The following is a 12392-nucleotide window of genomic DNA, read 5'->3' on the forward strand; positions in this document are numbered from 1 at the left end:
AAAATTCACTGAAAGGTTCAACACACAGTGACTTCCACTAGCACCACCCCCGCCATCCTGGTCCTCGCTGATGGCCGCACCTTCCGTGGCTTTGGCTTTGGCGCCACGGGTACGACCCTGGGCGAAGCCGTCTTTACTACCGCCATGACGGGCTACCAGGAGACCATGACGGATCCGTCGTACCACCGCCAGATCGTCGTAGCCTCTGCGCCGCAGATTGGCAATACAGGCTGGAATGATGAGGACAATGAGTCCCACGGCGACAAGATCTGGGTCGCCGGTCTGGTCATCCGCGACCTTGCCCGCCGCGTCTCCAACTGGCGCGCCGAGCGCTCACTGCCGGAGGAGATGGAAAAGCAGGGAATCATTGGTATCAGCGGCATCGATACCCGCACCCTGGTGCGCCACCTGCGCAACCACGGCTCCATCAAGGCCGGTATCTTCTCCGGTGCCGATGCTGAGCGGGACGTCGAGGAGCTCATCGCTGAGGTAAAGAACCAGCCCTCCATGGCCGGACTCGACCTGTCGGCAGAGGTCTCGACTGATGAGGTTTATACCTTCCCGGCCGTAGGGGAGAAGCGCTTCACCGTCGTGGCCTACGACATGGGAGTCAAGACCGCCACACCGAAGAACTTCGCCGAGCGCGGCATCGAGACCATCGTGGTTCCCGCCAACACCCCGTTCGAGGAGATTAAGCAGTACAAGCCGGATGGTGTGTTTGTCTCCAACGGCCCGGGCGACCCGGCTACTGCGGACACCATGGTTGGCATTGTCCGAGACATCCTCGCCGCCAAGTACCCGTTCTTCGGTATCTGCTTCGGCAATCAAATCCTCGGCCGTGCGCTGGGCATGGATACCTACAAGCTGAAGTTCGGCCACCGCGGCATCAACGTGCCGGTGCGCAACCAACTGACCGGAAAGATCGACATCACCTCTCAGAACCACGGCTTCGCCCTGGCCAGCCCCTCGGGCAAGGAAGACCCGGCCGGTGAGGAATTCGAGACCGACTTCGGCCCGGCAGTGGTGTCTCACACCTGCCTCAACGACAACACCATTGAAGGTGTTGCGCTCAAGGATGGCATGGCGTACTCCGTGCAGTACCACCCTGAGTCCGCGGCTGGCCCGCACGATGCTAACCCGCTCTTTGATCAGTTCATCGAGCTCATGACTGAAAAGTCCCCGAACAAGTAGAACGCAACCAGGAAAAGGAAGAAGAAACACATGCCAAAGCGCAACGACATCAATCACGTCCTGGTTATCGGCTCCGGTCCGATTGTTATTGGCCAGGCCTGCGAGTTCGACTACTCCGGTACCCAGGCCTGCCGCGTGCTCAAGGAGGAAGGCCTGCGCGTTACGCTGGTCAACTCCAACCCGGCAACGATCATGACGGACCCGGAGTTCGCCGACCACACCTATGTGGAGCCCATCGAGCCCGAGTTCATTGAGAAGATCTTCCAGAAGGAAAAGGAAGAGGGCAACCCCATCGACGCCGTGCTGGCAACCCTGGGCGGCCAGACCGCTCTGAACGCCGCGGTGCAGCTGGACCGCCTGGGTATCCTGAAGAAGTACGATATCGAGCTCATCGGTGCCGATATCGATGCGATTGAGCGCGGCGAGGACCGCCAGAAGTTCAAGGATATTGTCGCCTCCATCGGCGGCGAATCCGCGCGCTCCCGCGTCTGCCACACGATGGAGGAGGTCCACGAGACTGTCGCCGAGCTCGGCCTGCCGGTTGTCGTTCGCCCGTCGTTTACCATGGGCGGCCTCGGTTCGGGCCTGGCCTTCAACGAGGAGGACCTTGAGCGCATTGCCGGCGGCGGCTTGGCTGCATCCCCAGAGGCGAACGTCCTCATCGAGGAGTCCATCCTGGGCTGGAAGGAGTTCGAGCTCGAGCTCATGCGTGACGGCGACGATAACGTGGTGGTCATCGCGTCCATCGAGAACGTCGATGCCCTCGGCGTCCACACCGGTGACTCCGTCACCGTGGCGCCGGCCCTGACTCTGACGGATCGCGAGTACCAGAAGATGCGCGACCAGGGTATCGCCATCATTCGCGAGGTGGGCGTCGACACCGGCGGGTGCAACATCCAGTTCGCAGTGAACCCGGATGATGGCCGCATCATCACCATTGAGATGAACCCGCGCGTATCCCGCTCCTCGGCGCTGGCCTCCAAGGCCACCGGTTTCCCGATTGCCAAGCTGGCCGCCAAGCTGGCCATTGGCTACACCCTCGATGAGGTGCGCAATGACATCACCGGTGTTACCCCGGCTGCTTTCGAGCCGACTCTGGACTATGTCATCGTCAAGGCTCCACGCTTTGCTTTTGAGAAGTTCCCGGGCGCCGATGACACCCTGACCACCACCATGAAGTCTGTGGGCGAGGCCATGGGTATCGGCCGCAACTACATTTCCGGCCTGAATAAGGTCATGCGTTCCCTGGAATCCAAGCCCGCAGGTTTCTGGACCCAGCCAGATGAGTACTTTGCCGGGGAGCGCGCTACGGATCTCGAGGCCGTTCTCAAGGACCTGGAGCGCCCGACAGAGGGCCGCATGTACGACGTCGAGCTGGCCCTGCGCCTCGGTGCGACCATCGAGCAGCTGCACGAGCACTCCCACTTGGACCCGTGGTTCCTCGCTGAGTTGGAGGCGCTGGTCCAGTTCCGCGAGGAGCTCGTGAGTGCGCCGGTTCTGGACGCTGATTTGCTGCGCCGCGCCAAGGTCCTCGGCCTGTCCGATGCCCAGATCGCGGCTCTTCGCCCAGAGTTCGCTGGCGAGGATGGCGTGCGCTCCCTGCGCTGGTCCTTGGGTATTCGCCCGGTGTACAAGACCGTCGATACTTGCGCTGGTGAGTTCGAGGCGCAGACCCCGTACCACTACAGCACTTATGAGCTGGATCCGAACGCTGAGTCCGAGGTCCGCGCAAGCGACGAGAAGACGAAGGGCAAGGTCATCATCCTGGGCTCTGGCCCGAACCGCATCGGTCAGGGTATCGAGTTTGATTACTCCTGCGTGCATGCCGCCCTGGAGCTTTCCCGTGAGGGCTACGAGACGGTCATGGTCAACTGCAACCCGGAGACGGTGTCGACTGACTATGACACGGCAGACCGCCTCTACTTCGAGCCGCTGACTTTCGAGGACGTCATGGAGGTCTACCACGCGGAGGCCGCGTGCGGTGAGGTTGCCGGCGTCATCGTCCAGCTGGGTGGACAGACCCCGCTGGGCCTGGCTGAGCGCCTGACCGCTGCCGGCGTTCCGGTCGTGGGTACGTCTGCCGCTGCCATCGACTTGGCGGAGGACCGCGGTGAGTTCGGCAAGGTGCTTGCTGAAGCCGAGCTTCCCGCACCGGCCTTCGGCACCGCGACCTCCTTCGAGGAGGCCCGCCAGGTCGCCTCGAATATCGGCTACCCGGTATTGGTCCGCCCGTCCTACGTGCTGGGTGGCCGCGGCATGGAGATCGTCTACGACGAGGATTCGCTGCGCAACTACATCGAGCGCGCTACCGAGATCACCTCGGATCACCCGGTCCTCGTCGACCGCTTCCTGGATAACGCCATCGAGATTGACGTCGACGCGCTGTGCGACGGCGAGGAGGTCTACCTCGGCGGCGTGATGGAGCACATCGAGGAGGCCGGTATTCACTCCGGTGACTCCTCCTGCGCTCTGCCGCCGATGACGCTGGGACCTGAGGATATTGAGAAGGTGCGGGAGTCGACGCGTCGCCTAGCGCATGGCATCGGCGTCAAGGGCTTGATGAACGTTCAGTACGCCTTGAAGGATGACACCCTCTACGTCATCGAAGCCAACCCGCGTGCCTCCCGCACCGTGCCTTTCGTCTCCAAGGCCACCGGCGTCCCGCTGGCCAAGGCCGCCGCGCGTGTCATGCTGGGGGCATCCATCGCCGAGCTGCGCGAGGAGGGCATCATCCCGTCTACTTACGACGGTGGTTCCCTGCCGCTGGAGCACCCGATTGCGGTCAAGGAGGCCGTGCTGCCGTTCAACCGCTTCCGTCGCCCCGATGGCCAGCTACTGGATACCTTGCTGTCTCCGGAGATGAAGTCCACCGGTGAGGTGATGGGCTTGGCCGATAACTTCGGTGCCGCCTATGCCAAGGGTGAGATGGCCGCCTTCGGCGAGCTGCCCACCGAAGGCACCGTGTTTGTCTCCGTAGCCAACCGCGATAAGCGCACGCTTATCTTCCCGATTCAGCGCCTGGCCTACATGGGCTACACCATTGTGGCTACCGCTGGAACCGCGCAGATGCTGCGCCGCAATGGCGTCGAGTGCGAGGTCGCCCGGAAGGTTTCGGAGGCCACGGAGGGCGAGGAGTCCATCGTGGATCAGATTCTCGCTGGAAAGGTAGATCTCATCCTTAACACCCCGGCAGGCTCCGCCGGTGCCCGCCACGACGGCTATGACATCCGCGCTGCTGCCGTATCCGTGGGTATTCCGTTGGTGACCACCGTCCAGGGCGTGACCGCCGCCGTGCAGGGCATTGAGGCTCTGCGTCGCGGGGATCTCAAGGTGCGCGCGCTGCAGGAGCTTGAGCATGACCCAGCAAACTAGGAAGACGCCGTCTTTCGGTGAGCGCCTCGTAGCAGCCGGTGCGGAGCGCGGGCGCCTGTGCGTAGGCATCGACCCGCACCCGCATCTGCTGGAGGACTGGGGCCTGTCGGTTGATGTGGATGGTCTGCGCACGTTTACCCTGCGCTGTGTAGAGGCCTTCGCTGAGACTGCCGCAGTGGTGAAGCCACAGGTGGCCTTCTTTGAGCGTTTCGGTTCGCGCGGCTTCGCAGTTCTTGAGGAGGCCCTCGCGGGGCTCCGCGAGCAGGGCTGTCTGAGCTTAGCGGACGCGAAGCGCGGAGACATCGGTTCCACCATGGCGGGCTACGCGCAAGCCTGGCTGGGGGAGGACTCGCCGCTGCGTTCTGATGCTGTGACGGTCTCGCCCTACCTTGGTGTGGGCGCTTTGAGCCCAGTCTTCGACCTAGCGGAGCATACTGGACGCGGGGTCTTTGTCCTTGCGGCGACCTCCAACCCGGAGGCCGTGGCGTTGCAGTCGTTGAGCGTCGACGGCCGCAGCGTGGCACAGCGCGTCGTCGATGAGCTTGCACAGCGCAATGCGTCCGCGGCTGGGCCAGACACCACCGTGGGTGCCCTTGGTGTTGTCGTTGGCGCGACGTTGGAGGCTCCGCCTGCACTAGACCAATTAAACGGTCCGGTGCTGCTGCCGGGTGTGGGCGCCCAGGGCGCCACGCCCGCCGATGTAAGGGAACTCACCGCAGCGGCGCCCGAGCTCGGCTTTGCCAACGTTTCCCGGGCCATTCTTTCGCAGGGGCCGAATGTCTCTGACCTGCGGAAAGCCGTAGTGGATACGGCGGCGGAGTTCCGAGACTAAAAATCAGACCAGGTAGCGGCGTGCTGGATTAACGGGCGCGCCGTTTACCTGGTATTTTGTTTAAGGCATGTGCGTTGACGTGCGGGAACCTTTAAAAGAAGGGGGCCGCGTTACGTCATCGCGTACAGACCAGTGCTAGGATTGCCAGAAGTCGGTTCGTGGAGGTAGCAAAAGCTATCCCGCGCTGGGGAAACCTTCCCACCGTGAGCCGAGATTCTGGTGCTAGCCATCAGATGACAATGTTCGAACTAATGAAATCGGAGGAAACCCGTGGCCCTTCCCAAGTTGACAGATGAGCAGCGCAAAGAAGCTCTCGCAAAGGCCGCTGAGGCCCGCAAGGCTCGCGCTGAGCTCAAGGCTGCGCTGAAGCGCGGCGAGACCAACCTGCAGGAAGTTCTAGAGAAGGCCGAGACCGATGAGATCATCGGCAAGACCAAGGTCTCCGCTCTCCTCGAGGCCCTGCCGAAGGTTGGCAAGGTCAAGGCTAAGGAAATCATGGAGGACCTGGAGATTGCTCAGACCCGCCGTCTGCGTGGCCTGGGTGACCGTCAGCGTCGCGCCCTTCTCGAGCGTTTCGGCTACGGCGAGTAATTAGCGCAATGGCTGACGAAACTGCACGCGGGCGCCTGGTCGTTCTGGCCGGGCCGTCTGCTGTGGGTAAGTCCACTGTGGTTTCGCGCCTGCGCGACGATGTCGACAACCTCTACTTCAGCGTCTCCATGACGACGCGCCAACCCCGTCCCGGAGAGACTGATGGGGTGGACTACTTCTTCGTCTCCCCAGAGACCTTCCAACAGCATATCGACGCCGGTGACATGCTCGAATGGGCAGAGATCCACGGCGGTTTGCAGCGTTCCGGGACGCCCGCTCAGCCGGTCCAAGAAGCGATGACGGCTGGACGCCCGGTGTTGGTAGAGGTTGATCTTGCAGGCGCCCGCAACGTGAAGGCGGCGATGCCGGAGGCGGAAACCGTGTTTCTCGCCCCACCATCTTGGGAAGTTTTGGTCGAGCGCCTGACAGGGCGTGGGACCGAACCGCAGGATGTCATCGATCGCAGGTTGCAGACCGCTGAGTCGGAGCTTGCCGCGCAAAAGGAGTTCGACCACATCGTTGTCAATGAAGATCTCGATGAGGCCGTTGCTGCTATTAGTGCTATCCTGCGTGGATAGACCACGATTTTGACCATCTACCAACAGTAAAGGTGCATGTGACCAACGTGACCACACCTGCTAATTCTGAGGCCGTTAAGCCGGAACCAGTATTCGATCCGCCGACGGGCATTACCGATCCGCCGATCGATGAGCTGCTGGGCAAGGTCTCGTCCAAGTACGCTCTGGTGATCTTTGCCGCTAAGCGCGCACGCCAGATCAACAGCTACTACCAAGAACAGGATGAAGGCGTCTTCGAGTTTGTCGGACCGCTGGTGACCCCAGAACCGGGGGAGAAGCCGCTGTCCATCGCTTTGCGCGAAATCGAAGCCGGCCTGCTGGACCACGAGGAAGGCAACTAAGCTTTTCCGTGCCGGTCGCTGCCTACAGCACATTCTGAACTGAACCCACCCACGTGTCTGCCAAGATACTGGGTGGGTTCAGTGCGTCTTGGGTAACATCGTCCGAGTGAAGGACGTACAGCATTTCCAAGAAGCTCAAGAAAGTAGCGCCGTGAATCATCCAGAGTCCGCAGGGGCGGGGTCGGCTCAACGGCGGCGCATCCTCATCGGAGTGGCGGGAGGAATTGCCGCCTACAAGGCGTGCCATCTTATCCGCGATTTCACTGAGCATGGCGATGATGTTCGCGTGATTCCTACCGAGGCTGCGCTGAACTTCGTTGGGGCAGCGACCTTTGAGGCCTTGTCGGGGCATCCGGTGTCGACCACGGTCTTTGATGCGGTGGATGAAGTCCAGCACGTCTCCCTAGGCCAGCAAGCGGATGCCATCGTTATTGCCCCGGCAACCGCGGACCTGATCGCGCGTTTGGCCGGTGGTCGCGCCGACGATCTTCTCAGCGCATCCGCCCTTGTTGCGACGTGTCCGGTGATTATCGCCCCAGCGATGCACACGGAGATGTGGCTTAACCCGGCAACCCAAGACAACGTGGCTACGCTGCGCCGTCGCGGAGTTACTGTCATGGAGCCCGCCCACGGCCGCTTGACCGGTACCGATACGGGCGCAGGCCGGTTACCGGATCCGGAGCAGATCGCGGAGTTTGCTCGCACCATCATTGCCGGGCACCGCGTGGGCCATGATTGGCAGGGCCGGAAGGTCGTGATCTCCGCTGGCGGCACGCAAGAGAACCTTGACCCAGTGCGCTACCTTGGCAACCGCTCGTCCGGGCGGCAGGGCTTTGCGTTGGCTGAGATTGCCGCACAGCGGGGTGCCGATGTCACCATCGTTGCTGGTAATACGGAGGCGCTTCCGGTTCCCTCCGGTGCCGCGGTCGTGCGGGTGACCTCAACCCGCGATATGCAGGAGGCAATGAATGCAGAGTCCGCGGACGCGGACATCGTCATCATGGCCGCGGCCGTTGCGGACTATCGCCCAGCTTCCGTGGCTGAGTCAAAGATGAAGAAGGGGTCCGCGGACGCCGATTTGGCGCATCTGGAACTGGTAGAAAATCCAGATATTCTCAAGGGCCTCGTCGAGCGCCGCGACAGTGGCACCCTCAACCCCGATGCCATCATCGTCGGCTTTGCCGCAGAAACCGGTGATGAGACGACGACTGTCCTGGAGTACGCCCGGCGGAAGTTCGCAAAGAAGGGCTGCGATGTACTCATGGCCAATGAGGTTGGGGAGGGAAAGGTCTTTGGACAGCCTACGAGCGCTGGGTGGATCCTGCGGCGTGATGCCGAGCCAGTGGTGGTCGAGCCTGGCTCGAAACAGGTCGTGGCCGCGCAGATACTTGAAGCTGTGAATGAAATCCTGAAAAAGTAGTGGTCGTTCTTGCAGCTGTAGACCGCTTGGTCTACGATGGGGCGGTGTTATCAGCCGAGGCGTGGGCAAGGCGCTGTCCCACCCACGACGCGCAGAACTAGCTTAAGGAAAAGTTGTGACTGAAAGAACTGCACAGGCGGTACGCCTCTTTACCAGCGAATCCGTAACAGAAGGCCACCCGGATAAAATTTGTGACGCGATCTCGGACGCCATTCTTGACGCCCTCCTCGAAGAAGACCCCAACGCCCACGTCGCCGTAGAGACCCTCGTGACGACGGGGCAGGTGCACGTCGTCGGTGAGGTGCGCACTACCGGTTATGTAGAGATCCCGCAGATCGTTCGCAAGACCCTCGTGGAGATTGGGTTTACCTCCTCCGACGTTGGTTTCGACGGCCATACCTGTGGTGTCAACGTCGCCATTGGTGAGCAGTCCCAAGAGATCGGGGCCGGCGTGGACGCCTCCACCGAGGTTCGTTCCGGTACCTTTGAAGATGATGACCAGTACGGTGCGGGTGACCAGGGCCTCATGTTTGGCTATGCCACTAACGAGACCCCGGAGTTTATGCCGTTGCCGATTTCCACGGCGCACCACCTCTCGCGTCGTCTCACTCAGGTGCGCAAGGAGGGCATCGTGCCTTCCCTGCGCCCCGATGGCAAGACCCAGGTCACCTACGCCTATGACGAGAATGATGTACCCACGCGCCTGGAGACGATCGTCATCTCTACCCAGCACGATCCGGACGTAACTCAGGAGTGGTTGGCCGAGCAGCTGCGCACGCACGTCGTCGAATGGGTCGTCAACGACGCCGACTTGAGCAAGTACTACACCGAAGACACCGAGCTGCTCATCAATCCTTCTGGCTCCTTCATCCTCGGTGGCCCCATGGGTGATGCCGGGCTGACCGGCCGCAAGATCATCGTGGATACCTATGGCGGCATGGCTCGCCACGGCGGCGGTGCCTTCTCCGGTAAGGATCCGAGCAAGGTGGACCGCTCCGCTGCCTACGCCATGCGTTGGGTAGCCAAGAACATCGTGGCCGCAGAGCTTGCCGACCGCGCCGAGGTGCAAGTGGCGTATGCCATCGGCCGCGCCAAGCCGGTTGGCCTCTATGTTGAGACCTTCGGTACTGCGCACGGCGGGCTGAGCGACGCCGACATTCAGGCTGCCGTGGACAAGGTTTTCGATCTGCGCCCGGCCGCCATCATTCGCGAGCTCGACCTCCAGCGCCCGATCTACCGCCAAACCGCGGCCTACGGTCACTTCGGCCGCACCGATGTCGACCTTCCGTGGGAGGATACCTCACGGGCCGTCGACCTACGACGCGCTGCCGGCCTGTAGAATCGGGCGCTATGCCCAAGAAGACACCCGCCGCCCAACAACCGGTTGCGCGGGTGTTGCCCTTGTTAGGGGTGGCGCACCTCGACCGCAGCTTCGACTATCTCATTGATGAGGCGGATTCCGACGCCGCGCAACCGGGCGTGCGGGTGCGTATTCGCTTCAACGGCAGGTTGGTAGACGCCATCCTGCTCTCCCGCAGCAGCGACTCTGATTTTTCCGGGTCACTTCGCTATATCGAACGCGTCATCTCCCCCTATGCGGTGTACACACCGACCATGGCGGCGCTCATTGAATCTCTTGCCGCCCGCTACGGCGGCGTGCGCTCCGATATCATTCGCACCGCCATCCCGGCGCGCCACGCCAAGGCCGAAGAGGCGGATATCACCACACCCTGGGAAGAGCTCGGCACAGCAGAGCACCCAGATCTCTCTGCGTGGTCGAGCTACCAGCATGGCGAGTCTTTCGTGGATTCGGTGCTCACGGGGAACATTGCGCGGGCAGCATGGCAGATCGCACCGGGGGATGATTGGGCTGGCGCGCTTGCGGCCTTGGGCGCGAGCGTGGCGCTGCAAGGCGGCGGGGTGCTCATGGTTGTGCCTGATCAGCGTGACCTTGACTTGTTGGAGGCGGCGTTTCGTCGCCACCTCTCCGCCAAGCAGATCACGGTGCTTGCGCACAGTACTGGCCCGCAGGCTCGCTACCGCCGCTATCTGTCCGCACTGACGGGACAAGCACGCATCGTCATTGGCACACGCTCCGCAGCCTTCGCCCCAGTTAAAGATCTTAAGCTGGCCGTTGTCCTGAATGACGGTGACGATAGCCTGGTGGATAACCTTAAGCCCTACGTCCACACGCGCGAGGTGTTGAGCACGCGTTCCGCGCAGGAAGAGTGCAGCTTTATCCTCGCTGGCCACGCGCGCACGGCCGAAGCCCAGCTGCTGGTTGAATCAGGATGGGCACACGATCTTCTCCCAACTCCGGAAGCTCTGGAAGCGGCGCGCCCCGATATTGTTGCGGTGGGTGCGTTCGGTATCAATCTAACGCGGCACATGCAGGGCGGGACGACGTCGGTCAGCGGCCCAGCTTTTCAAGCCACCCGCGCTGCACTCGACCGCGGTGAACCCGTCCTTGTCCAAGTCCCGCGCAAGGGCTACGCCCCAATTCTGGCGTGTGGGCAGTGTTCAACCCCGGCACGGTGCCGACACTGCAACGGGCCGCTAGGTTTACCCTCTGCTCGTGGTGCGGCGGATGGGTCTCAGGACTCCGCCGCGCTGCCCACGTGTCGCTGGTGCGGGCGTGTCGACGCCCATTACCGCTGTTCCGAGTGTGGTTCCCCACGGCTGCGGGCCATTGTGTTGGGCTCCGAGCGCACCGCCGAGGAGATGGGGCGCGCCTTTCCCAACACTCGCGTCATCCAGTCAGGTGGCTCCACAGTCCTCGACGAGATCCCTGCTGGTCCTGCGCTGGTCATTGCCACTCCCGGCGCGGAGCCACGCGTTGCCGAGGGAGGACACTATGGTGCTGCGCTGCTGGTGGAAACCGGGGCGTTGCTGGGCCGTCAGGATCTCCGAGCTACGGAGGATACCTTGATCACATGGGCCGCCGCCGCCACCCTCGTGGCCCCGGCTGCGCAGGGCGGGGCAGTGATCGTGGCAGCAGATGAGCAGCTCCCGCTCGTGGGCTTCTTTAGCCGGTGGGACATGGTGGCTGCCGCGGCGGCCGAGTTGCAGGCACGCCGCGAGGTACGCTTCCCACCCGCGGTGCATATGGCGGCCGTCGACGGTGCCGATGCCTCGCTCGATGCTTTCCTGGAGCTGGTCGAACTACCGGAGCACGCGGAGCTTCTCGGCCCGGTCCCGCTACCGCCCGGGGTGAGCTTGCCGGGCGAGTATGACCATGAACGCGGCGGTGAGCCCCAGCGCCTGCTGATCCGCACGCCGCTGGGGCCGCGCTCGGAGCTTGGGAAGGCGCTGCGAACGGCCAATTCGCTGCGCAGCGCGCGCAAGGATGTGTTGCCTCTGCGCATCGCCGTGGACCCGATCAACATTGGATAGACAGAGCAGCCGACCCCACCCCTGGAGGGGACGCACTGCTTACTGTGAACTATTCTCGGTGCAGGAGCACTATGGATGGCCATCCCTGCTCACCGTGAAAGACCGCAAACCACGAGGAGTTCATACTATGACCGTGCGCGAGGTTCGTCTCTATGGCGATCCCGTCCTGAGCACCCGGGCCGAGGAGATCACCGAATTCGGGCCATCGCTCGAGCGTCTTGCTCAGGACATGCTGGAAACCATGGAAGACGCCGGGGGAGTGGGCCTAGCGGCTAACCAGATCGGCGTGACCAAGCGCATCTTCGTTTTTGACTGCTCTCATTATCAGCACGGCCTGCGCGGTGCCATCATCAATCCCGAGTGGGAAGCAGTGGGACAAGAGACTCAGCTGGGACCAGAGGGCTGCCTGTCCATCCCCGGTATTTCCCAGCCCACCGAAAGGTTCAATACCGTACGCCTTACAGGGTTCGATCCCCAAGGCCGCCCAGTGTCTATGCTCGCGTCTGGACTGATGGCACGCTGCATCCAACACGAAACGGATCACCTCGACGGAATGTTGTTCCTCAAGCGCCTGAGCGATGAGTTGCGAAAGGAATCCATGAAGATCATCCGCCAGTCGGAGTGGTTCAACGCATAGGCGTCAGACTTTAATCAACAATCAACCTCACGAGAGA

General features: G+C 62.3%; 10 protein-coding genes. All 10 read left to right on the forward strand.

Annotation, left to right across the window (positions count from 1 at the left end; genetic code table 11):
- Positions 1–27 precede the first annotated feature (27 nt).
- Positions 28–1191 (forward strand): glutamine-hydrolyzing carbamoyl-phosphate synthase small subunit, encoded by a 1164-nt coding sequence (gene carA / locus HMPREF3056_RS00220; RefSeq protein WP_070753890.1) that lies wholly within the window; start codon positions 28–30, stop codon positions 1189–1191.
- Positions 1192–1221: 30 nt separating this feature from the next.
- A complete protein-coding gene (gene carB / locus HMPREF3056_RS00225; RefSeq protein ID WP_070753891.1) occupies positions 1222–4563 on the forward strand; it encodes a carbamoyl-phosphate synthase large subunit in 3342 nt (1113 codons plus the stop codon).
- Entirely contained in the window at positions 4547–5395 is an 849-nt protein-coding gene (gene pyrF, locus HMPREF3056_RS00230) for an orotidine-5'-phosphate decarboxylase (protein ID WP_070681195.1), read from the forward strand. Before carB ends, pyrF begins: the two co-directional genes overlap by 17 nt.
- Before the next feature lie 270 nt (positions 5396–5665).
- The gene (mihF, locus tag HMPREF3056_RS00235) at positions 5666–5986 is read left to right on the forward strand and encodes an integration host factor, actinobacterial type (RefSeq protein WP_010186801.1); all 321 of its coding nucleotides are present in this window, start codon (positions 5666–5668) and stop codon (positions 5984–5986) included.
- A gap of 8 nt (positions 5987–5994) precedes the next feature.
- Positions 5995–6564, forward strand: coding sequence for a guanylate kinase (gene gmk, locus HMPREF3056_RS00240; protein WP_070516581.1), 570 nt, complete (start codon positions 5995–5997; stop codon positions 6562–6564).
- A gap of 38 nt (positions 6565–6602) precedes the next feature.
- On the forward strand, positions 6603–6905 hold the full coding sequence (gene rpoZ / locus HMPREF3056_RS00245; protein WP_046649090.1) for a DNA-directed RNA polymerase subunit omega: 303 nt from the start codon (positions 6603–6605) through the stop codon (positions 6903–6905).
- Positions 6906–7056: 151 nt separating this feature from the next.
- Entirely contained in the window at positions 7057–8325 is a 1269-nt protein-coding gene (gene coaBC, locus HMPREF3056_RS00250; protein ID WP_070753892.1) for a bifunctional phosphopantothenoylcysteine decarboxylase/phosphopantothenate--cysteine ligase CoaBC, read from the forward strand.
- Between the two features lie 115 nt (positions 8326–8440).
- Positions 8441–9664: a methionine adenosyltransferase gene (metK, locus tag HMPREF3056_RS00255; protein WP_070511728.1), complete on the forward strand. Its 1224-nt coding sequence runs from the start codon at positions 8441–8443 to the stop codon at positions 9662–9664.
- Positions 9665–9675: 11 nt separating this feature from the next.
- Positions 9676–11718: a primosomal protein N' gene (locus HMPREF3056_RS00260; RefSeq protein ID WP_070753893.1), complete on the forward strand. Its 2043-nt coding sequence runs from the start codon at positions 9676–9678 to the stop codon at positions 11716–11718.
- A 127-nt stretch (positions 11719–11845) separates the two neighbouring features.
- On the forward strand, positions 11846–12355 hold the full coding sequence (def, locus tag HMPREF3056_RS00265; protein ID WP_070753894.1) for a peptide deformylase: 510 nt from the start codon (positions 11846–11848) through the stop codon (positions 12353–12355).
- Positions 12356–12392 lie beyond the last annotated feature (37 nt).

It is taken from the genome of Corynebacterium sp. HMSC056F09, assembly GCF_001815785.1.
GTDB classification, from domain to species: Bacteria; Actinomycetota; Actinomycetes; order Mycobacteriales; family Mycobacteriaceae; genus Corynebacterium; species Corynebacterium hiratae.